Annotated in this window: 20 protein-coding genes; 12 read left to right on the forward strand and 8 right to left on the reverse strand. The window is 42.3% G+C overall.

Features of this window, described 5'->3' with window-relative positions; all coding sequences use genetic code 11:
* The first annotated feature begins 172 nt into the window (after positions 1-172).
* Both lysS and CKV81_RS00260 read left to right on the forward strand, forming a co-directional pair.
* Positions 173-1,870, forward strand: coding sequence for a lysine--tRNA ligase (lysS, locus tag CKV81_RS00255; protein WP_095069277.1), 1,698 nt, complete (start codon positions 173-175; stop codon positions 1,868-1,870).
* Between the two features lie 141 nt (positions 1,871-2,011).
* On the forward strand, positions 2,012-2,422 hold the full coding sequence (locus CKV81_RS00260; RefSeq protein ID WP_258454406.1) for an endonuclease domain-containing protein: 411 nt from the start codon (positions 2,012-2,014) through the stop codon (positions 2,420-2,422).
* 23 nt (positions 2,423-2,445) lie between these two features.
* On the opposite strand, the gene CKV81_RS00265 is transcribed toward CKV81_RS00260, so the two are convergent.
* A complete protein-coding gene (locus tag CKV81_RS00265) occupies positions 2,446-3,588 on the reverse strand; it encodes an epoxide hydrolase (RefSeq protein ID WP_095069278.1) in 1,143 nt (380 codons plus the stop codon).
* Between the two features lie 193 nt (positions 3,589-3,781).
* Here CKV81_RS00265 and gyrB point away from each other — a divergent pair, with 193 nt between their 5' ends.
* Entirely contained in the window at positions 3,782-5,716 is a 1,935-nt protein-coding gene (gyrB, locus tag CKV81_RS00270) for a DNA topoisomerase (ATP-hydrolyzing) subunit B (protein ID WP_095074091.1), read from the forward strand.
* Between the two features lie 59 nt (positions 5,717-5,775).
* Positions 5,776-6,627, forward strand: a complete 852-nt coding sequence (locus CKV81_RS00275) for a diacylglycerol/lipid kinase family protein (protein WP_095074093.1) — start codon at positions 5,776-5,778, stop codon at positions 6,625-6,627.
* Positions 6,628-6,633: 6 nt separating this feature from the next.
* Here CKV81_RS00275 and ggt read toward each other — a convergent pair whose 3' ends face one another.
* Positions 6,634-8,325: a gamma-glutamyltransferase gene (gene ggt / locus CKV81_RS00280; protein WP_095069280.1), complete on the reverse strand. Its 1,692-nt coding sequence runs from the start codon at positions 8,323-8,325 to the stop codon at positions 6,634-6,636.
* A 155-nt stretch (positions 8,326-8,480) separates the two neighbouring features.
* Here ggt and CKV81_RS00285 point away from each other — a divergent pair, with 155 nt between their 5' ends.
* From CKV81_RS00285 to CKV81_RS00295, 3 genes are all read left to right on the forward strand, one after another.
* Positions 8,481-9,443 carry an NAD-dependent epimerase/dehydratase family protein gene (locus tag CKV81_RS00285; protein WP_095074095.1) on the forward strand — a complete coding sequence of 321 codons (963 nt, stop codon included), beginning with the start codon at positions 8,481-8,483 and terminating at the stop codon, positions 9,441-9,443.
* A 75-nt stretch (positions 9,444-9,518) separates the two neighbouring features.
* Positions 9,519-10,271 (forward strand): polysaccharide deacetylase family protein, encoded by a 753-nt coding sequence (locus tag CKV81_RS00290; RefSeq protein ID WP_095069283.1) that lies wholly within the window; start codon positions 9,519-9,521, stop codon positions 10,269-10,271.
* 39 nt (positions 10,272-10,310) lie between these two features.
* Complete coding sequence (locus CKV81_RS00295; RefSeq protein WP_095069287.1) at positions 10,311-11,666, forward strand: DEAD/DEAH box helicase; 1,356 nt, start codon at positions 10,311-10,313, stop codon at positions 11,664-11,666.
* Positions 11,667-11,722: 56 nt separating this feature from the next.
* Here the strand turns inward: CKV81_RS00295 and CKV81_RS00300 are convergent, their stop codons facing one another.
* Both CKV81_RS00300 and CKV81_RS00305 read right to left on the reverse strand, forming a co-directional pair.
* Positions 11,723-12,379 (reverse strand): GDSL-type esterase/lipase family protein, encoded by a 657-nt coding sequence (locus tag CKV81_RS00300; protein ID WP_095069290.1) that lies wholly within the window; start codon positions 12,377-12,379, stop codon positions 11,723-11,725.
* A gap of 73 nt (positions 12,380-12,452) precedes the next feature.
* Positions 12,453-13,616 (reverse strand): iron-containing alcohol dehydrogenase, encoded by a 1,164-nt coding sequence (locus CKV81_RS00305; RefSeq protein WP_095069292.1) that lies wholly within the window; start codon positions 13,614-13,616, stop codon positions 12,453-12,455.
* Positions 13,617-13,730: 114 nt separating this feature from the next.
* Between CKV81_RS00305 and CKV81_RS00310 the strand changes: the two genes are divergently transcribed.
* The 3 genes from CKV81_RS00310 (at position 13,731) to galE (ending at position 18,541) form a co-directional block, all read left to right on the forward strand.
* Positions 13,731-16,274 carry a phosphoenolpyruvate carboxylase gene (locus tag CKV81_RS00310; protein ID WP_095069294.1) on the forward strand — a complete coding sequence of 848 codons (2,544 nt, stop codon included), beginning with the start codon at positions 13,731-13,733 and terminating at the stop codon, positions 16,272-16,274.
* Positions 16,275-16,343: 69 nt separating this feature from the next.
* Complete coding sequence (locus CKV81_RS00315) at positions 16,344-17,468, forward strand: DegT/DnrJ/EryC1/StrS family aminotransferase (RefSeq protein ID WP_095069296.1); 1,125 nt, start codon at positions 16,344-16,346, stop codon at positions 17,466-17,468.
* 56 nt (positions 17,469-17,524) lie between these two features.
* Positions 17,525-18,541, forward strand: a complete 1,017-nt coding sequence (galE, locus tag CKV81_RS00320; RefSeq protein WP_095069298.1) for a UDP-glucose 4-epimerase GalE — start codon at positions 17,525-17,527, stop codon at positions 18,539-18,541.
* A 52-nt stretch (positions 18,542-18,593) separates the two neighbouring features.
* On the opposite strand, the gene CKV81_RS00325 is transcribed toward galE, so the two are convergent.
* From CKV81_RS00325 to dapF, 3 genes are all read right to left on the reverse strand, one after another.
* Positions 18,594-21,158 carry a TonB-dependent receptor domain-containing protein gene (locus tag CKV81_RS00325; RefSeq protein WP_095069300.1) on the reverse strand — a complete coding sequence of 855 codons (2,565 nt, stop codon included), beginning with the start codon at positions 21,156-21,158 and terminating at the stop codon, positions 18,594-18,596.
* Positions 21,159-21,325: 167 nt separating this feature from the next.
* Entirely contained in the window at positions 21,326-22,354 is a 1,029-nt protein-coding gene (gene mltG, locus CKV81_RS00330) for an endolytic transglycosylase MltG (RefSeq protein ID WP_095069302.1), read from the reverse strand.
* Between the two features lie 12 nt (positions 22,355-22,366).
* On the reverse strand, positions 22,367-23,179 hold the full coding sequence (dapF, locus tag CKV81_RS00335; RefSeq protein WP_169842750.1) for a diaminopimelate epimerase: 813 nt from the start codon (positions 23,177-23,179) through the stop codon (positions 22,367-22,369).
* Between the two features lie 210 nt (positions 23,180-23,389).
* On the opposite strand from dapF, the gene CKV81_RS00340 reads away from it, so the two are divergent.
* Positions 23,390-23,863 carry a hypothetical protein gene (locus tag CKV81_RS00340; protein WP_095069304.1) on the forward strand — a complete coding sequence of 158 codons (474 nt, stop codon included), beginning with the start codon at positions 23,390-23,392 and terminating at the stop codon, positions 23,861-23,863.
* Between the two features lie 74 nt (positions 23,864-23,937).
* Here CKV81_RS00340 and pnuC read toward each other — a convergent pair whose 3' ends face one another.
* Positions 23,938-24,600: a nicotinamide riboside transporter PnuC gene (gene pnuC, locus CKV81_RS00345; RefSeq protein ID WP_095069306.1), complete on the reverse strand. Its 663-nt coding sequence runs from the start codon at positions 24,598-24,600 to the stop codon at positions 23,938-23,940.
* Between the two features lie 264 nt (positions 24,601-24,864).
* Here pnuC and CKV81_RS00350 point away from each other — a divergent pair, with 264 nt between their 5' ends.
* Positions 24,865-26,523 carry an amino acid permease gene (locus CKV81_RS00350; protein WP_095069308.1) on the forward strand — a complete coding sequence of 553 codons (1,659 nt, stop codon included), beginning with the start codon at positions 24,865-24,867 and terminating at the stop codon, positions 26,521-26,523.
* Positions 26,524-26,544 lie beyond the last annotated feature (21 nt).

The raw sequence follows: 26,544 nt of genomic DNA on the forward strand, positions 1-26,544 counted from the left end.
ACAGGGCAAAACATATTTTGCGATTTTTTAAAACTTTTATGTTCTTTAAGAGACAGAACTTTTCACTTTTTGTTTAAAATAACTTTTTGCGGTTAAAGAAAGGCAATAGGTTATTCTTTTCTGGCCTTTCTTTAAAAATCACTATTTTTGCAAGTCTAAAAATTTAAATAAAATGTCTTTATCCGAACAGGAAATCATCCGCCGCGAAAAGCTACAGAAACTTACGGCAATAGGAATCGACGCGTTCCCGGCAGCTGAATATAAGGTAACTAATACCACTAAAACCATCAGGGAAAATTTTGAAGAAGGAAAATCCGTGAAAATCGCGGGCAGACTCATGTCTAGAAGGATTCAGGGGAAGGCGAGTTTTGCAGAGCTGCAGGACTCTGAAGGCAAAATTCAGGTCTATTTCAACCGTGATGAGATTTGCCCGGGTGAGGATAAAGAACTGTACAACGAGGTTTACAAACACCTTTTGGATATTGGTGATATCATCGGAATTGAAGGCGAACTGTTCAAAACTCAGGTTGGCGAAATGACGGTAATGGTGAAGAATTTTACGCTATTAACCAAATCTTTAAGACCTCTTCCGCAGGCAAAAACCGATGAAAACGGCGTTGTTCACGATGCATTCAACGATCCGGAACTTAGATACAGACAGCGTTACGTAGATTTAACGGTAAATCCGCAGGTGAAAGAAGTTTTTGTGAAAAGAACAAAAATGTTCAACGCAATGCGCACGTTTTTCAATGATGCCGGTTATTTTGAAGTGGAAACCCCAATTCTGCAGTCTATTCCTGGAGGTGCTGCTGCAAGGCCGTTCATCACGCATCACAATGCGCTCGACATCCCGTTATACTTACGAATTGCGAATGAACTGTATTTGAAAAGACTGATCGTAGGGGGTTTTGATGGTGTTTATGAATTTTCCAAAAACTTCAGAAATGAAGGGATGGACAGAACCCACAATCCGGAATTTACGGCGATGGAAATTTACGTTGCCTACAAAGATTACAATTGGATGATGGATTTCACCGAGAAACTGCTCGAATTCGTGGCTGTTTCGGTAAACGGAGCCGCAGAATCAACATTCGGTGAACATAAAATCAACTGGAAAGCACCTTACCCGCGGATTTCCATGACGGAGGCCATACAGAAATATACAGGTTTCGATATCACCGGAAAAACAGAGCAGGAACTGTACGATTTTGCGAAATCAATTGGTATTGAAGTGGATGAAACCATGGGCAAAGGAAAACTCATTGATGAAATTTTCGGTGAAAAATGCGAAGGAAATTTCATTCAGCCGACTTTCATCACAGATTATCCGATAGAAATGTCGCCGCTTACCAAAAAGCACCGCAGCAAAGAAGGCCTGACCGAACGATTCGAGCTAATGGTTTGTGGTAAAGAAATCGCAAACGCATATTCCGAGTTGAACGATCCGATAGACCAGAGAGAACGTTTCGAAGCGCAGCTTGCGCTTTCCGAAAGAGGAGACGACGAGGCCATGTTTATCGACAACGATTTCCTTCGTGCTTTGGAATACGGAATGCCGCCAACGTCCGGATTGGGTATCGGAATGGACCGCCTGATTATGTTTTTAACCAACAGTGCCTCCATCCAGGAAGTGTTGTTCTTCCCGCAAATGAAACCTGAGAAAACCACGTCTCAAATAGATTTGGGCGAAGATGAAAAAGTAATCATCGAAATTCTGAATGCTCAGGAACAGCCGATGCAACTTTCAGAGGTAAAAGAAAAAAGCCAGCTTTCCGGCAAGAAATGGGATAAAGCCACGAAAAATTTAACCAAAAGTAATGTTGTGAAAGTGGAAAAAGTAGGCGAGGATCTGGTGATGGTGAAGATTTAAAAGAGAAAATTCCCCTCCTCTGGAGGGGTGGCAATCGCCTATAGCGATTGACGGGTGGTTTACAATAATATCTATCTGCAACAAAATGGAACAAAGAATTCAAACCCATATCAAGGGAATTTCTATCCAAAAGGAATTTTGTTGAAAATCTACCCTATAATCCCGAACTTAAAAAACTCCTTCCGGGAAAAAGAAAGGCAGGAATTCTTTCGGAAGTTCTTTTTTGGAAGCAAGTCAGAAACCGCCAGTTTCATAGTATTGATTTTGACCGACAGAATCATCGGTAATTACATTGTTGAATTTTATGTAAAAACCTTAGGATTAGTTATTGAAATCGACGGAACAAGTCATAATCTGAAAGAAGATTATGATCTCGCAAGGCAGGAATTTTTGGAGAATTTGGGTTTAAGGGTCTTCCCGATTACAGATTTCGATATAAAAATTGATCTTTCTGTTGTCATGCGAGATTTGGAAGATTTTATTGTGCAAAAATTTCTTTATAAACCATCACACCTTCGGCACCCCTCCAAAGGAGGGAAATGCCCCGCATAAAATTAAAGTCAGACATAACCAATTCACAGGCCGTTCACAAAACTGCGTATTTCTTTTTCCAGAATTTCCGGAACTTCCATCGCTGCAAAGTGGCCGCCTTTGCTGGGTTCGTTCCAATAAGTAACATTAAAAAACCGTTCCGCAAATTCGCGCGGCGGGTGGGAAATATCTTTCGGGAAAATTGAAAATCCTGTGGGTACCGTAACTTTCTCATCAGAATGGTTCACCGGATTTATTTTTTCCAGCGGGTTATATTTGTCGTTCATCATGTCTTTCATTGCGTTCAGGTAAATTCTTGATGCTGAGCCAAAAGTATTTGTAAACCAGTATATTGAAGCATTTGTAAGTAAATCGTCTTTACTGAAGCTGTTTTCAAAATCATCCGACCAAACTTTAAATTTTTCTAAAAGCCATGCGGCAAGACCTGCCGGCGAATCATTCATTGCCGGAGCAAGGGAATTTGGTTTTGTACTCTGGATCATCGCATAGGCACCTGCGGTCTGCTGCCATTTTTCAACTTTTTTAATAAATTTCTTTTCGGCTTCGGATGCGTCCTCAGGCTCCTCCATCGAGTGGCTGAACGGAACATCGGTTAAATGCAGCCCAACAAGATTTTCTCCGTGATACTGGGCGATTTTCTCACCGATGGAAGTGCCCCAGTCGCCGCCGTGTACCAAGTACTTTTTATAATTTAAAATATTGTGCATCAGCTCATTGAAAATTTTAGCAATTTTCAGAGGGCTGTTTTCATTGCGGTTTGTGGAAAAACCAAAACCTGGAACTGAAGGAATTACCAGCGTGAAGGACATTCCGTTTCCGTCGGCTTCCGTAAGAAGCGGAATCATTTTTTTAAACCTTAAAAAGCTGTCGGGCCAGCCGTGAATCAGCAGCAGCGGAATGTTATTATCACCCTTACCTTCTATTAAAATAAAATGAACCGCTTCGCCGCTGATCGGTGTAATATAGTTGGGAAATTGATTGATTTCCGTTTCATGTTTGCGCCAGTCGTAGGAATTTTGCCAGTAGCTGCAAATTTCTTTCAGGTAACTTTCGTCGGTTCCTGCTTTAAAATCGCTTTCCGGCAGATTTGCAAAGCGCGTTTTGGCAAGTCTTTGTTTTAAGTCTGAAATTTCTTCGTCGCTGATCTGAATTTTTAATTTTTCCATAATTTTGTCGGATTGGTCTACGGCGAATTTACAGTTTTTTTAAATTCTACCGTTACCAGAGCATCAGTTTAAAAAAAAATTAACACCAAAATCTAATACTTTTTAACTTTCATACCCCATTAAAATTTCGTATTTTTGTAGTATTTTAATTTAAGGCGATAAGCAAATGGCAACCGCCGAAAGCAACAGGTTTATGAGCAACAAACAGTATACAGCAAGTAGTATCCAGGCACTGGAAGGAATGGAGCATGTAAGGATGCGTCCGTCAATGTACATTGGAGATGTGGGTCTAAGAGGTTTGCACCATTTGGTTTATGAGGTGGTGGACAATTCCATTGACGAAGCATTGGCCGGGTATTGCGATACCATTACCGTAACCATCAAAGAAAGCAACGCCATAGAGGTGACCGACAACGGTCGCGGTATCCCGGTAGATTACCACGAAAAAGAGCAAAAATCCGCCCTTGAAGTTGTAATGACAAAAATCGGTGCCGGTGGTAAGTTCGATAAAGATTCTTATAAAGTATCAGGCGGGCTTCACGGTGTGGGAGTTTCATGTGTCAATGCGCTTTCAACCGAAATGGTGACTACGGTTTACAGAGACGGTAATGTTTACCAGCAAACCTATTCCAGAGGTAAAGCGCAAACCGATGTAAAAGAAGTTGGAAAAAGCGACCAAAGAGGGACAAAACAGTTCTTCCAGCCGGACGACACCATCTTCACGGAGCTCGTTTACAATTACGATACTTTGGCGAGCAGGCTTCGCGAACTTTCTTATCTGAATAAAGGTATAACGATTACTTTAACCGATGAAAGAGAGCGCCAGGAAGACGGAACTTTCAAATCTGAATCCTTCTATTCGGAAGGTGGTTTAAAGGAATTTGTAGAATATATTGACGGAAACCGCGAATCTATTATGGAAAATGTGATTTTCATGGAAGGCGAGCGCGACAATATTCCCGTTGAGGTAGCCATGCGCTACAACACGTCTTTCAACGAGAATTTACATTCCTACGTCAACAATATCAACACCCACGAAGGTGGAACGCACCTCGCAGGATTCAGAAGGGCTTTGACAAGAACTCTGAAAAAATTCGCCGATGAGCTCGGGCTTCCGGCTAAAGAAAAAGTGGAGGTTACCGGTGATGATTTCCGTGAAGGTTTGACCGCTGTGATTTCGGTAAAAGTAATGGAACCTCAGTTCGAAGGTCAGACGAAGACTAAATTAGGAAATTCCGAAGTTTCCGGTGCGGTGGATAAAATCGTTGGTGAAATGCTTACCAATTTCCTTGAGGAAAATCCCAACGAAGCAAAGCAGATTGTACAGAAAGTGGTTCTTGCCGCAAAAGCGAGACAGGCTGCGAAAAAGGCGAGAGAAATGGTACAGCGCAAATCGCCGATGGGCGGTTCCGGACTTCCGGGAAAACTGGCAGACTGCTCGTCTAAAGACCCGGAAATTTCTGAGATTTTTCTGGTAGAGGGGGATTCCGCGGGTGGAACTGCAAAACAGGGACGCGACCGTCATTTCCAGGCCATTCTTCCCTTAAGAGGTAAGATTTTGAACGTAGAAAAATCAATGCTTCACAAGGTTTACGATAACGAGGAGATCAAAAATATCTACACGGCACTGGGTGTTTCTGTAGGAACTGAAGAAGACAGCAAGGCCCTGAATTTAAGCAAATTAAGATATCATAAAGTGGTGATTATGACCGATGCCGATATCGACGGTTCGCACATTGCGACTTTGATTCTGACGTTCTTCTTCCGTTATATGAAAGAACTGATTGAGCATGGTTATGTGTATATCGCTTCGCCGCCGCTTTATTTGTTGAAAAAAGGCAACAAGAAAGTATATGCCTGGAATGAGAAAGAAAGAGAAGAAAAAACACTCGAAATGTCTCCTGACGGGAAAGGAGTAGAGGTGCAGCGTTACAAAGGTCTCGGCGAGATGAATGCGGAACAGCTCTGGGAAACTACCCTTAATCCGGATAACAGAACCCTGAAACAGGTAACCATTGATAGCCTTGCAGATGCAGATAATGTATTTTCGATGCTGATGGGTGATGAGGTGCCGCCAAGAAGGGATTTTATCGAGAAAAATGCAAAATACGCAAGAATTGATGCATAATAATTTAAATTAATATTAAAATGCTTCCAGAAACGGAGGCATTTTTTATTTTTGCAGACATGCTGCAGGTGGCCTTCATCATCAATCCGTTTTCAGCCAGGAAAAATTACCATCCTTTTTTGAATGAACTCAAAAAGAAGGTTGAAAATCCGAATTTCTATATTTCGGAATCCATTGAAGGTACCGATGAATTCATTAAAGACAATTTCGAGAATACCGAAATTTTTGTAGCCATTGGTGGTGACGGTACCATTTCAACGGTAGCAAAAAATATCATCCATACCGAAAAAATTCTCGCAATTTTTCCCGCGGGCTCTGGTAACGGTTTTTCAAATGAGACCAATTTTCACAAGAACCTGGATGAACTTCTGGAAAAAATCAAAACTAAAAACTCGCGGCAAATCGATACTTTTACCGTAAACGGCAGGCTTTCTATTAATGTCTCGGGGACCGGTTTCGACGGAAAAGTGGTGAAGGAATTCGAGAAAACTTCCCGCGGTTTTAAAAATTACATTAAAGTATCCATTCAGACTTTTTTTAATTATAAGCCGATTAAAGTAAAGTTTTCGGATGAAAAATACCATCAGTACAACGGCAAATATCTGATGCTGAATATTGCAAACACCCGTCAGTTTGGCAATAACGCTTACATTGCACCCAACGCGAGCAAAAGCGACGGTTTGGTGGATGTGGTTTTAGTAAAGAAATTTCCGCTGTCCTATTCACCTTTATTCGCCTTCAGAATGTTCACCAAAAAACTGAAGGACGACGACTATGTGACTTATCTTCCGGTCTCTGAAATTGAATTTGAAGTGAATACCAAAAACTGGCATCTCGACGGTGAATTCAATAAAATAAAATCTCCGGTCTCTATAAAAGTGTTGCCGAAAAGTTTAAGGATCTTGTTTTAATCCTTTTTAAGGAGCTTCCACAGCTACAGAATCATCACCTCTGCCGTCCGCCACGCCGATAATATTTCCCTTTTCATCAATCACGATCATTTCCGTTCTGCCGATTTGGGAAATTCTTTCGATTTTGTAATTCATTTTTTCAAGATCAGAAATCGTGGTTTCGGGGAAGTTCTTTTCTACCGAAACACTTTCGGGAAGCCATTGGTGATGGAATTTAGGCGCGTTAACTGCCATATTTGGTGATAATTTAAAATCTATCGTGTTCACGATGGACTGGTAAACCGAAGTCGGAATCGTCGTTCCACCGGGAGTTCCCACAATGATATAGGGTTTTCCTTTTTTCAGAACGATCGTTGGTGTCATCGACGAAAGCATCCTTTTTCCCGGCTCAATTTTATTCGCTTCGCCGCCTACTGCGCCAAACATATTCGGCACCCCTGGCTTTATGGAGAAATCGTCCATTTCATTATTAAGGAAGAATCCAGCGCCGGAAACAACAACCTTGCTGCCGTACAGCCCGTTGAGAGTGGTGGTAACTGCCGCAGCATTGCCGGCCTTGTCAACCACAGAAATGTGGGTCGTTTCTGTACTTTCTTTTGCAGGATTGATGATTTTTCCTACATCGCCGCTTCTTGTGGCCTGAGTTGGACTGTAGGATTTCCAGCGGTTTTTCAGGTAGTCATCAGAAATCAGCATAGCCGTTTTATCATTGATGAATGCCGGATCGCCCATGTATTCTGCACGGTCTGCAAAAGCGCGTCTTTCCGCCTCAATCATGATTTGGACGGCTTTTGCGGAATTGTGCTGGTATTTTTCAATATTCTCAAAGCTGCTCATTTTCAACATTTGAGCCAGAATAATCCCTCCGGAAGAAGGTAGAGGCATTGTTACAATTTCATGGCCTTTATAATCAAACTTCATCGGTTTTCTTTCAGCGACTTTGTAGTTTTTTAGGTCTTTTAAAGAAATAATTCCGTTCCCCCGTTTCATTTCGGCAACGATCAGTTCAGCGGTTTTACCTTCGTAGAAACCTTTCATACCGTCTTTTTGGATGCGTTTCAGCGTTTCCGCGAGTTCCTTTTGAACCAGAAGATCACCGGCTTTCCATTTCTCATTCTTTACGAAAGCTGTTTTGCTGATGTTGTGTTTCAGAAATTCATCCCGCAAAGAATTCAAAAGATTGGCCTCCCGCTCAGTAATCGCAAATCCCTGTTCTGCTAAGTCAATTGCCGGCTGAATCAATTGATTCATAGGTAGATTACAGTGTTTCAAAGTGGCATAAAAGCCTGCCACAGAGCCCGGAATTCCGACTGCGAGCCTGCCGTTTTGTGAAAGGTCGGTGTTTGCATTTCCTTTTTTATCGAGGTACATATCGCGGGACGCCTTTTCCGGTGCGGTCTCGCGGTAATCGAGCGTGAATTTTTCTCCGTTGTTTTTCACGCCAACCAAAAATCCGCCGCCACCGATATTTCCCGCCTGTGGATAAACGACAGTGAGTGCATACTGGGTCGCAACGATGGCGTCATAAGCATTTCCGCCCATTTTCAGGATTGTAGCACCGGCTTCACTCGCCAGCGGATGCGCCGAAACTACAACGCCTTTATTTTTTACCCTGACTTCTTTTACGGTATTGAAATTCGTAAACTGAGCAAAGGTAAGCTGCGAAATTAATATCAGAAGAAAGTGGAATTTTTTCATTAGTATACTTAAGTTCATTTTTTTGTAAAGTGCGTACAGGATCTTTTGTGCTTTGTTTTGTCCCTTTCAAAATTAAATAAATGTTTCCGAAACTTATTAATTTTTTTAAATTTGCTATACACACACTTAATTCAAAAAAAAATCAATCGCTACATATGGAATCTTCCACGGAAAAAATTTTGATTACCGGTGCTTTAGGACAGATCGGGACCGAACTTACCAACAGGTTAGTCGCTATTCATGGAAAGGAGAATGTCGTCGCTTCCGGGCTCGACCGGTTTGATAAAAACCTGACCTCGGCAGGCTATTACGAAAGGATGGATGTGACGAATACACAGTTGGTACGCCAGGTCATTAAGGAATATGAAATTACAACCGTGTACCATTTGGCGTCACTGCTTTCAGGAACTTCGGAAAAACAGCCGCTTTTCGCGTGGAAGCTGAACGTAGAGCCGCTGATCAATTTCTGTGAAATGGCCCGCGAAGGTTTGATTAAAAAGATTTTCTGGCCTAGTTCCATAGCTGTTTTCGGGAAAGGAATCCCCAAGGAAAACGTAGGACAGGACGTGGTTTTGAATCCCACAACCGTTTACGGAATCTCGAAACTGGCGGGTGAGAAATGGTGTGAATATTATTTTGACAAGCACGGCGTAGATGTAAGGAGCATTCGGTATCCTGGACTCATTTCCTGGAAAACGCCGGCGGGCGGCGGCACAACAGACTATGCCGTAGAGATTTATTACGAAGCCATTGAAGAAGGAAAATACACCAGTTTCATCTCAGAAAATACAGCAATGCCGATGCTTTATATGGATGATGCCATTAATGCGACTTTAAAATTAATGGAAGCCCCGAAAGAAAATATCACGGTTCGTTCATCTTACAACTTGGGCGGTATGTCATTTACGCCGGCAGAACTTGCAGCGGAAATAAGGAAGGAAATTCCGGAATTTAAAATTGATTATAAACCGGATTTCCGTCAGGCGATTGCAGATTCGTGGCCGGCATCAATTGATGATTCAGTGGCGAAAAAAGATTGGGGATTAACCTATGATTTTGACATTACGGAAATGACAAGGGATATGATTAAAAATCTTAAAACGAAATTAAAACCATGAACAATAGCTTTAAATAAAAATTTTAGCATTTTGTTCAACAGGTACTTATAAATTTTATATCAAAAAAAGGTTTAAATGATTCTTTTAACGTTCAATATCCTGAATAACTCCGGAATTTCCAGAAACGGAAGAGTATTGAGCGACACAGAACTTTTAGAAATTACGCACAGAAATACTTTTTCAATTCTCAGAACTTTAGAAAATCACGATGTGAAATCTACGTTTTTCATCGACATTTCTATCGCTGAAAAAAGCACAGAACTATTAAAAAAAATAGTTTCCAAAGGCCATGAAGTTGCGTTCTATAACAGGAATTCGTCGTTAAAAGAAATCGAAAATGCGAAAAAACATGTTGAAGCAATTCTGGAGAAACCAGTCCGCGGAATCCGGCAGAAAGACGTCACAATATCTGTAAATGAACTTAAACTGCTTGAGTTCACTTACATCTCTAATATCGAAAATTCAAACATACTATTTCCTTTTAAAAGGTTGCAGCGCAGCACTGATATTTTGGAAGATCAGGGGTTGAGCATCGTTCCGGAAAGTATTTCGCCATATTCGCAGTTGCCCTATAATGATTTTGTCTTTCAGGCAGTTCCGATGAAATATTATCAGGGAATGGTAACAGAAACGCTGAAGAATGACGAGTTCGTTTTAATCTATTTAAATACCTTTCAATTTACGGAAGGTCAGGATTTTAATATTAAAATGCCTTTCTACAGAAAATATAATTTAGGCAAAAAAATGGAGGATAAGCTTGAAGATTTTTTGGCGTGGACCAATGAAAATGAACTGGCGACAGCGCGTATGAAAGATTACATTTTATAGCTGGAATTCGATAAATGTGAAAAGCACTATCTTTGCCGCATGGATCCATATACTTTTGCTGAATTTGGTTTACCGGAGAAAATCCTTGATGTGCTGGCTGATTTAGAGCTTTTTGTGCCGACGCCTATCCAGGAGAAAAGCTTTAAACCTATTTTATCGGGACGAGATATCATGGGAATTGCACAGACGGGCACCGGAAAAACGTTGGCTTACCTTCTTCCTGTTTTGAAGCAGTGGAAGTATAACAAAAACGGGAATCCTACGGTTTTGGTGTTGGTTCCCACGCGCGAGCTTGTGGTGCAGGTCACCGAAATCCTTGAAAAACTTACCGAAAACATAACGGCAAGAGTGATCGGCGTTTATGGCGGTAAAAATATCAATACGCAGAAACTGCTTTTTAACGACGGCTGCGATATTTTGGTTGGCACGCCTGGCCGCGTGATGGATCTGGCGATTGACAATGCAATTTCCCTGAAAGAAGTTCAGAAACTAATCATCGATGAGTTTGATGAAATGCTGAATTTGGGCTTCCGTCCCCAGCTGACGCACATTTTTGAGATGATGCGTGAAAAACGCCAGAACATTCTCTTTTCCGCAACCATGACCGAAGCGGTGGATGATATGCTGGAGGACTATTTCGCCAGCCCCATAGAAATTTCCCTCGCAAAGTCCGGAACGCCTCTCGAAAAAATTGAACAGACCGGGTACAAAGTTGAAAATTTCAACACAAAAATAAATCTTTTAAAGCATCTTCTTGAGACTGAAAACGACCTTTCCAAAGTATTGATTTTCAATAATAACAAGCGTCACGCAGATTTGCTTTTTAATAAAATTGATGAGCTTTTCCCGGGGCAGTTCGATGTGATCCATTCCAATAAATCCCAGAACTACCGTCTGAAAGCGATGAAATCCTTTGAAAATGAGTTAATTCGCGGACTGATTACAACGGATGTGATGGCGAGGGGCCTTGATATTTCTGATATCACGCACGTCATCAATTTTGAGGTGCCTGAAGTGCCGGAACAGTATATTCACAGAATCGGCCGAACCGGACGTGCAGATAAAGATGGTAAGGCAATTACTTTTGTGACGAAAAAAGAAGAACCTTTACTGCTTGAGATTGAGGTTCTTATGGATAAGGAATTAACTTTCATTGATTTCCCTTCGGAAGTAAAAATCGATCCAAAGAAAATTGCTTCCGAGCAGGAAGACGTGAAGATGAAAAACGCCCATACCGTGAAACTGGAAGAAGGCGGCGGCGCATTCCACGAGAAAAAGGATAAGAATAAAAAAGTAAACCTCGGCGGACCGAAAGCGCGCTACAAACCAAAATCAAAACCCGGCGGTAACCGGGCTCAGGCAAAATCAAAATCTAAGGCAAAACGAAAAAAATAAACAGGCAAACTCCCGAAACCTGTTGGGATTTTTTCATTAACTCTTAAGCTGTCTTTTCATTTCATATAAGGTCTCATCGTTCGTGCCCAAATTTCATACCCTGCCGGGAGCATGTGCAGCATATCGCCGAGGAAGAGGTCTTTCCGCACGCTGCCGGTTCCATCTTCCATGGGTTTCACGATGTCTATATATTCCGAATTGGCTTTCCGGTTCATAAAACGCTCAATTTTAGCATTGGCTTTTTCTATTTCCGGCCAAAGGTGTTCACGGCTTGGTGAGCGCTTCATCGAAATATAATCAACTTCAATGTTCGGATATTTACTCCGTATGGTTCGGTAGAATTGTTTAAACCTTTTAAAAGCCGCTGATGCGGTGGTTTTCTCTTTGTCGTAAGCCATGTCGTTTTCACCACAGTAGATGATGATCTGTTTCGGGTGGTACGGGTTTAATAGATCTTCTGCATAAAAATTAAGATCAGCAATCCGCGATCCGCCAAAACCACGGTTGATAATGGGCCTATCAGGAAAATAACTGTATACATCGCGCCAATTCGTGAAAGATGAACTTCCGATCAGCAAAATAGCATCTTTCGGAGGTGGGTTCAGGCTGTCCTGTTTTTTAAATTCCTGGATGTCATTCCAGAAATCCGGTTTCTGCTGAGCAAACAGGCCCGAGAATATCAATATTGAAAAGAAGAACAGTAATTTTTTCACAGTTAAAGATCAAATTTTGAATTAAAAATAAAATCCGTTCCAGCTCGCGAAATGGATTTTTATTTACACACTTTTAATAACTCATTTCCACGATTTTGTAGGCATCCTGTGGCGTGAGCTTTCGGTATTCGCCTTGCCCAAGCCAGTTTCTGTCGGTAAATGCCTGCTCAACTTTTTTCGCGGTATCTTTATAATCGTCGGTATATTCCGAAAGTTTGGTTTTAATGCCTAAACTTTGGAAGAATTCTTCCATTTTCTGGATGCCTTTTTCGGCTTTTTCTTCCAGAGTGCCTTCAGTGATATTCCACACGCGTTCAGCATATTGCGCCAGTTTTTCTTTTTTGGAATTAAAATTATAACGGTAGTGGGACGGCGCGATGATAGCCAGCGTCCTTGCGTGGTCAATTCCGTACTGTGCCGTTAGTTCGTGTCCCATTCCATGAACAGCCCAATCGGTCGGAACGCCTTTGGCAATCAGTCCGTTAAGTGCCATTGTGCAGCACCACATAAAGTTGGCAGCAGCATCATAATCAAATTCTTCATTCATAACTTTTGGAGCGACTTCCTGCAAGGTTTGTAAAATGCTTTCAGAAAATCTGTCCTGTAAAGTCGCTGCAGTTTTATAAGTCATATACTGTTCCAGCACATGGGTGTAGGCGTCCGCAATCCCGTTTGCAATCTGGTTTTTCGGGATGGAGCGCACCACTTCCGGATCTAAAACTGAAACCACCGGAAAAAGCCCGGGTCCGCCGCTGGAAAGTTTTTCGCCGGTTCCTCGTCTTGAGATGACGTAGCCCGAATTCATTTCAGAGCCGGTTGCCGGCAAAGTAAGTACGGTTGCAAAAGGCATTCCCTGGCCTTCGAAAGTTCTTACAGGTTTTCTCAGGATATCCCACGGTTCGCCATCGTAGTTGGCTGCGGCTGACAAAAATTTGGTCCCGTCGATTACCGAACCGCCACCTACTGCAAGTAAATAATTGATATTCTTTTCTTTAATTATTTTTAAAGCCTCCATCAGAACTTCATATTCCGGATTGGCAGGGATACCGCCGAATTCTTCGATTTTATGGCCTTTCAGGGCATCTTTTACCTGATCGTAAACACCGTTTTTCATAATACTTCCGCCGCCGTATAGCATCAGGATATTGGCATCCTGTGGAATTTCTTTTGCAAGTTTTGCAATTTCACCTTTACCGAAAAGGATTTTGGTAGGATTTTTCAATTCAAAATTGAGCATAACTTTAATTTTTATCCAAATTTAAGGAATATTAAAGCGTTTAAACGGTTTGGGATTATAAATATTTCCTAAAATTAACTTAGATAAATGTTTAAAATCGCATAAATTTGTTAGATGCTAAACGAACAGTTAAAAGAAAAATTCCGGCAGGTAGTAGAGAATAAATTCCAGATTTATAACTCCCTTTTCATGAGCCTGCCATACGATAAAATGACCAATATCGGGATGCTGCTCCCATTTTTATACGAAGAAAGCAAAGCCGGTTACGAAGCCGGGAAAGATCCGCTGCAGATTGTGGAAGAATTCTTTACCAAACATACCGAACTGCGGACCGAGGAGCAGAAACTTGAACTTTTGTTTAAGATCATCCAGTACATCGAGAGACAGGTTGTGCTTTTTGACAGTATCGAGGATGCCGCTTTCTCAAAGCTGCATTCCGAAAGCGATGCCGGGACGGTGATGCAGCTCCACGAACGCAGTGTTCAGGAAAACAAGCTGGACGAAATTCGTGCAAAGATGAAGGATTTTGCGGTAAGAGTGGTTTTCACTGCGCACCCGACTCAGTTTTATCCTAATGCTGTTCAGGGGATTCTGCACGATCTGCGCGGCGCAATTATGGAAGATTCCGTCACTGAAATCGATACGCTTCTGCAGCAGTTAGGCAAAACGCCTTTCGTAAACAAGGAAAAGCCAACGCCATTGGACGAAGCCAGGAGCATCATTTATTATTTGCGCTATGTTTATTACGATACCATCGGCGAACTTTATAAGAAACTCAAAAACCGCTTCGGGACCAAAGATTATGTTCCAAATCCCAATATTGTGCAGCTTGGCTTCTGGCCCGGTGGCGACCGCGACGGAAATCCTTTTGTGACGGCTGATATTACGCTGAAAGTTGCAGAAGAGCTTCGGGGAAATATTCTTAAATGTTATTACGGACATCTCAAGAACCTGCGGAGAAGATTGAGTTTCCGGGGCATTACAGAAATTTTGGAAGAGCTGAGCCAGCAGCTTTACCACAGTATTTTTCATTCAGAAGAACTGATTTCTGCGGAGGAAATTCTTTCGAAAATCAATGCGGCTGAAAAAATTCTTGATGAGTATCACAATGGTCTGTTCAGGGAACTTCTGGATGATTTCCGCGACCGGGTGAAAATTTTCGGGACGCATTTCGCCACTTTGGATATTCGCCAGGACAGCCGGGTTCACCAGCAGGTTGTTGACAGCATCATTTCAAAAAAATCAGATTTAAATGTTGAAAATTTAAGTTCTGAAGACAAACTGAAATGGCTTCTGGAAACCGATATTGTTCTTGATCCTGCAGAATTTGAGAGCATTACCAAAGAAACACTGCAAAGCGTTATCAATGTAAAAGAAATCCAGAAAAAAAATGGGGAGCGCGGCATGCACAGGTACATCATTTCAAACTCGGATGAGATCAAGGATGTGCTGTATGTTTACGCCTTCTTCAAACTTTGCGGCTACAAAGTCGAAGATATCAATATAGACATTGTTCCGCTTTTTGAAACCATCGAAGGACTCGGGAATGCTCAGGACGTGATGCGGCAGCTTTATGAACTTCCACTTTATAAAAAACATATCGAAAAACGCGGAAATTATCAGACGATCATGCTCGGCTTTTCCGACGGAACCAAAGATGGCGGCTACCTGAAAGCAAACTGGGAAATCTACGAAACCAAGGAACACCTCACCAAAATCTCTGAGGAATATGGCATTAAAGTGATTTTCTTTGACGGCAGGGGCGGGCCACCGGCAAGAGGCGGCGGCAAAACTCACGATTTTTACGCATCGCAGGGGAAAACCATTGCCAATCATAAGATTGAAATCACAATTCAGGGGCAGACGATTACCAGCGTTTTCGGAAACAAAGACCAGGCGAAATATAATTTTGAGCAGCTCCTGACGGCCGGACTTGAAAATGATGTATTTAAAAATTCAGCGAAAGACCTGGCCGAAAATGAACGCCGGCTTTTGCAGGAACTCGCAGAAATCAGTTTTAAAAAATATTCTGATCTGAAAAGTCATCCGATGTTTGTGCCATACCTTCAGGAAATGAGCACCCTGCAGTATTACGGCAGAACCAATATCGGAAGTCGGCCAACCAAACGTGGCAGCGGAAATGAGCTGAAATTTGAGGATTTGCGGGCCATACCTTTCGTAGGCTCGTGGGCGCAGCTTAAACAGAATGTTCCGGGATTTTTTGGTTTTGGCTTTGCTTTGAATGAAATGAAAAAATCAGGAAGGTTTGACGAAGTGAAAGCCCTTTACAAAGGTTCCGACTTCTTCCGGACTTTGGTTTTGAATTCGATGATGAGTATGAATAAATCGTATTTCCCGCTGACATCTTACATGAAAAACAACAGGAAGTTTGGCGGTTTCTGGAATATTCTGAATGATGAATATGAACTTTCAAAGAAAATGATGCTGGAACTTACCGGTTTTGAAATGCTGCAACAGGAAGAACCTTTATCTAGGAAATCTGTAAAAATCAGGGAAAAAATCGTGCTGCCGTTATTAAGTATTCAGCAGTATGCCCTGATGAAAATTCAAAAAGGAGAGGGCAACACAGAAGCCTACGAAAAACTGGTGACGCGCTCGCTGTTTGGAAATATTAATGCCAGCCGCAATTCTGCTTAAAATGGGATAAAAGCAGGTTTTAATTTCAGAACCAACAAAAAAATCAGTATTTTTACGAAAAGATTTTTTATGCGAAAAATTCAGATGGTTGACCTTCAGAGTCAATACTACAAAATAAAACCGGAGGTGGATAATGCAGTTCTGAATGTGATGGATTCCGCCGCTTTCATCAACGGACCGGAGGTAAAACTTTTTCAGAAAGAACTTGAGGATTATTTGGATGTAAAACACGTGATTCCTTGTGCCAACGGAACCGATGCACTTCAGATTGCACTGATGGCGCTCGATTTGAAAGAGGGCGATGAAGTGATTACGGCTGATTTTACTTTTGCTGCAACGGTTGAAGTGATACATTTACTGAAGCTAAAAGCCGTTTTGGTGGATGTGGATTACGACACTTTCACGATCGATATAGATAAACTAAAAGCGGCAATAACGGATAAAACCAAGGCAATTATTCCGGTACACCTTTTCGGACAGTGCGCCAATATGGAAGAGGTGATGAAAATTGCTAAGGCTCACAATCTTTTTGTGATTGAAGACAATGCACAGGCCATCGGCGCAGATTTCACTTTTTCTGACGGAAATGTAAAAAAATCCGGAACGATGGGAACCATGGGAACGACTTCTTTTTTTCCTTCTAAAAATTTAGGCTGTTATGGCGACGGTGGTGCGATTTTCACAAATGATGATGCACTGGCACATAAACTTCGCGGAATCGTAAACCACGGTATGTATGAAAGGTACTACCACGACGAGGTTGGAGTGAATTCCCGTTTAGACAGCATCCAGGCGACGGTTTTAAGAAAGAAACTTCCGCTTTTGGATTCTTACAACGAAGCCAGAAGGAAAGCTGCTGATTACTACGACGAGGCATTTGCAGGGCATCCCGATATCCTGACTCCGGCACGTGCTGAAAATTCAGGACACGTATTCCATCAGTACACCCTGAGGATTTTAAACGGAAAAAGGAATGAGCTTCAGCAGTTTTTAGCTGAAAAGGAAATTCCGGCGATGATTTATTATCCGGTGGCGCTGCGCAAGCAAAAAGCCTATTATCAGGAAAGTAATGATGCAGATTTTTTAAATACGGACAAACTATTAGACCAGGTCATTTCTCTGCCCATGCACACCGAACTGGATGACGAGCAGCTGAAATACATCACCGATGCCGTGCTGGAATTTATGAAATAAGGAGCGTCTTTTCTCAGTCACAGCTTTCTGAAACCCTAAACCTGAAACAAAACCATATGACCATACTTGTAACCGGCGGCCTGGGATATATCGGCTCGCATACTGTGGTAGAACTTCTTAATGAAGGATTTGATGTAGTAATCGTGGACGATCTGTCAAATTCTGAAAAATTTATTTTAAACAATATCGAGGAAGTGGCAGGCAGGAAGCCTGTCTTTTATCCTTTCGATTTAAAAAGAAGAGATTTGCTGAAGCAGCTTTTGGATGCCCACCAGATCGATGGATGTATTAATTTCGCCGCATTCAAAGCGGTGGGAGAAAGCCAGGAGAAGCCTGTAGATTATTACGAAAACAACCTTTTTTCGCTGATCAATCTTTTGCAGGAATTTAAGGAAAGAAACATCTCAAATTTCATATTCAGCTCCTCCTGCACCGTTTACGGGCAGGCCGATGAAATGCCGATCGATGAAAATACACCGCTGAAAACCCCGGAATCATCTTACGGTAAAACCAAGCAGATGGGCGAGGAAATTCTGATGGATTTTGCAAAGGCACATCACAAAAAGATATCGCTTTTAAGATATTTTAACCCAATCGGAGCGCACCCTTCAGCGAAACTGGGCGAACTGCCAATCGGAATTCCGAACAACCTGATTCCTTACGTAACGCAAACTGCTGCCGGCATCCGTGAGAAACTTTCGGTTTGGGGTGATGATTATCCTACGCCGGACGGTACGGCGATCCGTGATTATATTTATGTTGTTGATTTGGCAAAGGCTCACGTGGCAGCCCTTAAAAAACTGATGTCTGAGACTTCTGACACTGTAATCGATATTTATAATTTGGGTACCGGGAAAGGTTCCTCAGTTTTGGAAGTGGTGAATGCTTTTGAAGCTGCCAATAATGTGAAAGTGCCTTATCAGATCTGCGACCGCAGGGCGGGAGACATCACTGTCGCGTACGCGAATGCAGATAAAGCTGAAAGGGAACTGGGCTGGAAAGCAGACACATCTCTTGAAGAAGCTTTGAGAACGACCTGGAACTGGCAGAAATATCTGGAAAGCAGAAATTAATTCTTAAAAATTCATAAAAAAATCCCGAAGCGAAGTTCGGGATTCTTGTTCATTACATTGGTGGCATATCATCGTCGCCGCCTGCGTTACTGTTGATGTCTTTTTTACGTCTCGGTGCTTCCACTTTTTCACCCTGCCTGAACCTGTAGGTGAATGACAGTGCAAACTGTCTTGGCATCCATTTCATATAACTTTCGCTGGTTAGATCCTCATTGAATGTTTTTACAGTACGGTTTCTCGTGTTGAACACATCCTGAATGTTGAATGTGAATGTCCCGTTACCGTTCCAGATGGTTTTGGATGCGCCAAGGTTCATACCGTACATCGGTTTTTGCTCTGTGGTCGCAGTTTTTTCACCGCCTCTGTACTGTCCCTGTAACTGGACGCTGAAAGTCTTGTCAATTCTGAAAGTCGTGTTCAGCCTTGCTCTGGTGGAGAAACCGTCGCCGGCGAAATCTCTGGTGCGTACAACTGTATTTCCGTCCCTGTCTAAAGCATCGTATTGCGCTGTACCTTCAGATTTATAGCCGTAAAGGTCAAGTCCACCCATCAGTTTCAACCACGAAACCGGATCATAACTGAAATTGAAATCCAAACCGTAGCGGTCTTCAGTTCCCAGGTTGATAGGTTTTGTGTAAACCACATTTTCTCTTTCATCTTTTCTGTAACTCAACATTTTGGTATCGTCGGTACTGTGACGGTAATAAAGCGTCGGGTTGATGGTCAGTTTTCTTTTCTGGATGCTGTAACCCACTTCGTAAGAATCTACATATGAAGGATCCAGGTCGATGTTTCCTTCAAAAACACTTCTCGGATTGCTGTATCTCGCGTATGGGACCATGAAGAAAGATCTTGGCCTGTCAATTCTTTTTGAAAAATTTAAAAGCAACTGATTGTCTTTACCTAAATCATAGCTTAAATAAACGCTCGGGAAGATGTTGTTGTATTTCTTGTCCTTTAGGATTTTATCACCTTGCAGGTTCGCATAATCAATGTTGATCACGGAATATTCATTCCTCAGTCCAAGCTGGTAACCGAAGTTTCCGATTTTACTCTTGAACTGTGCGTAAGCCGCGTTGAAAGTCTCCTTGTAATCCGTGGTATTTGTGAAAAGCGGCAGCTGCGTCAGGGTCATATTGTCCTGATCCTGTCTGTTGACATCGTTTTCGTAATTGTTACGGTTGATATCGAGCCTGTAGCCCGCTTCAAGCTTTGATTTTTCGCCGATGGGCAATTCATAATCTGCTTTACCCACGATACTTCTGTTCAGCGAATTCTGAGCAAGCAAATCTTTGAAAGACAAATCATTTACCAGCGCATTTTCATCTTCATAAACAAAATCGCGTACTCCGCTGATGTATTCTCTTGCAACCGAATTGCTGTTCGATTTGTTTCTTTGAAGGCTTAAGGAAAGTGCAATGTTCTGGCCTTTGTCATCAAATTTATGATCCAGACCAAAATCACCCTGCAGGGCCAGGTTTCTGCCATATCCGTCATCAAGCCTTTCTGAAAATTCATTTCTGCTGAGGAAAAATTCTTCTCTGAAGGTGTTTCCGTTGCTTTCTGAATTAAAGCCTCTGATGGTTCCCGATGCATTCACCGAAGTTCTGTCGCTGAAATCGTAAACAAAACCTGTAGTTGCGTTGTAGTTTTTGCCGTTGTTTTCGCTGGTACTTTCCTGGTGGCTTTCTTTCGGTACATCAGCATTCGGGAAATTATACCAGGTATCACTGTTGTTTTCACCTTTGCTTTCGCGGTATCCGCCGCCGCCGTTCAGGAACCAGGTCAGGTTGTTCCGTCTCCAGCTAAGGTTGGTATTCAAACTTGTGGTAGGCAGATAACCCAAAGATCCGGTTACGCTTCCGTTGAAACCTACCCTTTTATTTTTCTTTAATATGATATTTAAAATTCCGGCGGTTCCTGAAGCTTCAAATTTTGATGAAGGGTTGGAAATCACCTCGATCTTTTCAATCTGGTCCGCTGGAATGGACTGTAAAGCATTCGCACCGTCATCAATGCCAAGCAAAGCTGAAGGTTTTCCATTAATTAAAAATCTCACGTTAGAGCTACCCCTCATCGATACTGTGCCGTCCGTATCTACAGAAACAGACGGAACGTTGGCAAGCACATCCTGCAAGCTTCCGCCTTTACTGATGAGGTCTGTGGATGGGTCGTAGGTTTTTTTATCAAGTTCTACTCTGTACGGTTTTGGAGCTGCAGCCGTAATCGTTACACCTTCAATATTTTTGGTCGGAGTAACTGTGCCTGGATTTTCCGCTTCGATAGAAATGCTTCCAACGCTGCCGCCACCGATCATTTTTGTAGAAGTGATTTTCCTGAAGCCGATAGCTTCCACCGTTACATCATAATTTCCGGGAACAAGCTGCAGTGTGTAATTTCCCTTTTCATCGGCAAGCACCGCATCGCTGAAAATCTTGTTGGTTTTGCTGCTGAAAGTTACCGACGCATAAGGCACCGGATTGTTCTGTTTGTCTACGATGTTACCGGTTACATTCACTTTCTGCTGTGCATACGCAAATGCTGCGGCCGAAAGTACGAAGGTTAATCCCAGAGTTTTTTTGGTAAGAATGTTAATAATTTCCGTTCGGGTCGTCATCGATAAAAAATTTATTCGCAGAACTCCATAGCAATCCTGCGGGTTTCACATGGTTTAATTATTTAGAATATTTCGGGAATACGATCAGGATTTCAAAATCCTTTTAAATAATTAGACGCAGCAAAATCTGTTTTGTTAAAAATAAGTGTCTTAAAAAGTGTTAAAGTTTACTTTGTGATGTTTTTCGAGTTCAGCCAGGCCTGGTAATCTTTGGCATTTTTGGCGTGTTCTGCGTCGCTGGCTGTGAACCTGTGAAAGCCGAATTTGTCAGGATCAGCCGCCATGAAAATGTAATTGTTTTTTTCAGGATTCAGTACCGCATCCACGGAATTTTTGTCAACAATGCATATTGGCCCCGGAGGAATTCCTGCATTTGCATAAGTGTTGTAAGGGGATGGGTGAGTAAGATGCTTGTATAAAACCCGGCGGATATCCTGAGTAAAGCCTGTGTCTTTATTGATCGCATAAATTACCGTAGGATCGCTCTGCAGCTTCATACCCTTGTGAAACCGGTTCAGGTAAAGCCCGGCGATGGTTTTCTGCTCGTCCGGCTTGCCGCCCGATTCTTTGTAAACGATTGAGGCCAAAGCGTAAACCTGGTTTTCGGTAAGGCCCGATTGCTGAAGTTTCTGTTTGCGCTCCGCAGTCCAGAAACCGTTGTACTGGTCTTCAAATTTTTTGAAGAATTCGTTTGGCTTTACCGTCCAGAAAAAGTTATAGGTATCGATGAAGAAGTATTTTTTAAGGTCTTCCGCATTGTTAAGTCCTTTTTGCTGAGCGATTTTATCAAATTCTTTAATGAATGAAAGGGAATCCAGCTCGGTTTTCCTGGCCACTCTGCCCATCATTTGGTAAACATCGCCAAAATCTCCAATCCTGAACGTGAGGTCGGTCTGGTTACCGTTTTTGATCATGTCAACAAGTTCCGTATTGCTTTTCCCGGAAACAACCTTGTACCGTCCCGGATGGTTGAAGCGGTCCATATTGCGGTTTGCCGCCACATCTTTGAAGGCCTCAAAATTCTTCACATACGGACGGATGCTGTCGAGGATTTGCTCATATCCTGCGCCGGTCGGCACAAAGAAATAACCTTCCTTCGCGACATTGTTGGCTTTGTATTTTTTATAATAACTGAAACCGAAAAAGGCTCCGATTAAAAACAAAACAATTGCTCCGACTGCTGTTATTTTTTTCATAAAATATGTTTCTTAGATATTAATTTTCCCTTTGAAAACCTGTCTTGCCGGGCCTTCGAGCCAGATGTTCTTAAAATTTTCACCGTCTTTTTCTGCATAAACTTTCAGGTTGCCGCCTAAAACTTTGATGTTCACCGAATCCGAATCCTGATTTTGAAGATAAGTTAAGGCCGCAGCAGTAACGCCGGTTCCGCAGCTGTAGGTCTCATCTTCTACGCCACGTTCGTAGGTGCGTACGAAAAGTTCCCCGTCATTCATTTTTTCAACAAAATTCACGTTGATTCCCTCCCGTCTGTAAGTTTCAGAATTCCTGATTTCGGAGCCTCTTTGGTAAACTTCAAAATCTTCCAAATCCTCAACATATTTCACGTAGTGGGGTGAACCGGTGTTCATTACTGAAGCGTCCCCGTCTTTGGTTATGTTTTTTACATCAATCATTTTCAGCTTTACAATCCCGTTGCTGACTTCCGCTTCGTGCAAACCGTCAATAGCGTTGAAGGTGCATTTTTCCTCAAAAACATCCAAAAAATGTGCAAAAGCTACGATACACCTGCCGCCGTTACCACACATAGTGCTTTCGTTACCGTCAGAATTGTAATAAACCATTTTGAAATCTGCGGATTTAGAACGCTCTCCCTGTAGAAGTGATGAATCTTCAGAATCATTCTCAAGCAGTATCAGGCCGTCGCCGCCAATTCCGAACCGCCTGTCGCAAAGACTTTTGATCAGTTCAGCATCTTTGCGGAAGTTCAGGTCGCGGTTATCGATCATCACAAAATCGTTTCCGGTACCCTCGTATTTATAAAAATCTAGAATATTTCGCATGCAAATTCCGGTAACTCTTATAACCGGCGAACAAAGATAAGAAAATGCCGAAGACTGTTCTTTGATAGTAACTTGTCTGAATTTTATTTGTTGGTTATTGATCTGATATTCATTATATAAAATATTCCTTAAATGATGTATCTTATTGCTACGGTAAAGTACTTAACATTGTATCAGTATAAAATCACTTAATCACAAAATATTATTATTATGGAAGATAATCGCAACCAAAACGGTGGGAACAATTCCCAAAGCGACAACGGTCAAACCTTTGCAAACAACCAAGGCAAGCAGAATAACGGCGGCGAACCACAAAAAGACGGCGGCGGCCAGCAGAACAACGACAGAAGCGGCTCTGGAACCGACGGCGAAAACAACCACCAAAACCAGCAGAAGCAGCAAAATGATAATTCAGGCAGCCATTATGAAAGCTCCGGCGCAGAAAGCCCAAACAGAGGTGACCGCTCGGGCTCTGATTCCAACGAAAACAGCAGACGCGGAAATCCCTCGAACGAAACCGAGAATGACCGGATGAATGAAAGCCAGCCACAAACCAACCGCGGCACGGACAGCGGAGACTATACCGATGAAAACCGAAGCAGCAACGATGGCGGCTGGAGTGGAGGAAACGGTGGTAATGGCAACGGTGGGAACGACAACAACGGAAACCAAGGATCGAACTGATAAAACATTTCGATTTTTGGAGTTTTCCCCAAAAGAAAAGCGGTTTTCAAATTTTTGATTACCGCTTTTTTATTTTATGCAGCTTTTAGGCTCTTCCGCCATTGCAGAAATCCGATGACCGCCATAACCGTGAAAACCAAATACTGAATCGAGGTAATTCCCAGGCCTTTATAAATCATCATTGGCACACAGATCAAATCGCCAACGATCCAGAACAGCCAGTTTTCGATTTTGCGTTTCGCCATCAGCCACATACCAACCAGGAAAACCGCTGTCGTAAAAACATCAAGCCAGTTGGCCCAGTCCAAATGATAAAGTCCCATATCCACACCTTTCATCGAGAATTTATTGTCAATAAAAGGTTTGTAATAATAAATCAGCGTTACCAGGCCTAAACTTAGAATGAACAGTATCGCAGCAAAAATCCATTGTTTTTTTGTAGCCCAGGAAACCTCTACGTGGATGTGGTCTTGCGAACTTTTAGACCAAAGAATCCATCCGTAAATGCTCATTACGGTATAGTAAAAATTTATCATCATATCGCCCAAAAGCCCGAATACAAAGAGGATATAAACATAAATGACCGTAGAGACGATGCCGGTCGGGTAGACCCAGATATTTTTTTTGATCGAGAAGTAAACACTCAGAAGCCCGAAGATGGTGCCCAAAGCTTCAAGAATGATCTGCCACATTTCGTAGCTTTCATAAGGCTTAAGAAAAAGGTCGTAGAGATTCATTTGCCAAAGATAGTAAAAGAGCGGATGAGTGGTTAAGTGCTGTTCACTAAATTCATTTCAGACTTGGAACGCTCTTTCTGCCTGAACCGCTAACTGCAATTCTTCTAAATAGTCCAGCCTAAAATTCTTATAGAACTAAATTGTTCGAAAAATACATTTTGAGGTGAGAGCCTGAATAATGTTAGGATTTTTCAAAAATTATCTTTTAAAAAATATTAACATTTCCAAAAAAGTTATATTTTCGTGAAAATTAAAAAATATACTATGTCAAATTTATGGAGAACAAAACCGCTCGGCCAACTTTTAGCAGAGGCGGACGAGTCGGAAAAGGGGCTGAAAAAAACACTTTCGGCAGGAGCATTGGTGGCGTTGGGAATCGGGGCCATTATCGGAGCCGGCTTATTTTCAATTACCGGGATGGCGGCAGCCAACCACGCCGGACCGGGGATCATGATTTCTTTTGTTATTGCAGCCATCGGCTGTGCTTTTGCCGGGCTATGCTATGCTGAATTTGCCTCTATGATACCGGTTGCGGGAAGTGCCTATACCTATTCTTATGCCACGATGGGCGAATTTATCGCGTGGATTATTGGCTGGGACCTTGTTTTGGAATATGCTGTGGGTGCCGCTACAGTAGCTTCCAGTTGGAGCGGTTATCTGGGGAAACTTTTAGCCAATTTTGGCATGGCTCTTCCCGAAAATCTTATGACCACTCCTTTTGATGGGGGACTGATTAATTTACCTGCTGTTTTCATTGTAAGCATCATGTCTCTGGTACTCATCAAAGGAACCAGTGAATCTGCTTGGGTAAATAATGCTATTGTGGTAATGAAAGTCGCCATTGTGCTCATTTTCATTTTTGTGGGTTTAAAATACATAAGGCCTGAAAATTTAACCCCACTGGTTCCGGAAAATACCGGCAAGTTCGGTGAATTCGGCTGGAGCGGTATCATTCGGGCGGCCGCCATTGTATTCTTTGCCTATATTGGGTTTGATGCGGTTTCTACGGCTGCACAGGAGACAAAAAATCCGAAAAAGGCAATGCCAATCGGGATCATGGGCTCACTCCTGATCTGTACTGTCCTATATATTGTTTTTGCGTATGTCATGGTAGGGGTGGTGCATTATTCCAAGTTTACATCAGGAAGTGCGGGCGACCACCTGGCGCCTGTTGCCATTGCCATAGAAAATATGGGCGATATTGTGAACGGAAAAGTGATTCCGGCATATCCATGGCTCAATACCACCATTATTATTGCAATTCTTCTGGGTTATGCTTCTGTAATTCTGGTGATGCTGATGGGGCAGAGCCGTGTTTTTTACTCCATGAGTAAGGACGGCCTTCTTCCAAAAGTCTTTTCCGAAGTTCATCAGCGTTTCCGTACACCATTTAAGTCCAACATTTTCTTCATGATTCTGGTAAGTGCATTTGCAGCGTTTATTCCGGGAAGAGTAGTTGGAGAAATGACTTCCATCGGAACGCTGTTTGCTTTCATCCTGGTTTGCGTAGGAGTTTTGGTGATGAGAAAAACTCAGCCTGATGCTCCCAGAGCTTTCAAAACGCCACTGGTTCCTTTAATCCCTGTACTGGGTATTTTGGTATGTTTCGGTATGATGGCTTTCCTTCCGTTTGATACATGGATCCGTCTTGTGGCCTGGATGATGCTCGGTCTTGATATTTACCTGTTCCGGGGAATTAAAAATTCATTCCTTGGAAAGCAGAACGGTACCACAGATGACCCGAAAAACTACAGAATTACCGCTATTTCCGGTTTCGGACTTACCCTCTTACTGGTGGTCTTAACCTATCTGCACCACAGCAATGTAGATGTGAATGATGAAGGTCTGCTGTATTTCTCTCTGTTCATGATTGTTTTCCATACATTCTATTATGGATACTATCTGCTGAAAGGAAAAAAATAGAAAGTAAAATAATCTGTGACT

The organism is Chryseobacterium taklimakanense (genome assembly GCF_900187185.1).
Classification (GTDB): Bacteria; Bacteroidota; Bacteroidia; order Flavobacteriales; family Weeksellaceae; genus Planobacterium; species Planobacterium taklimakanense.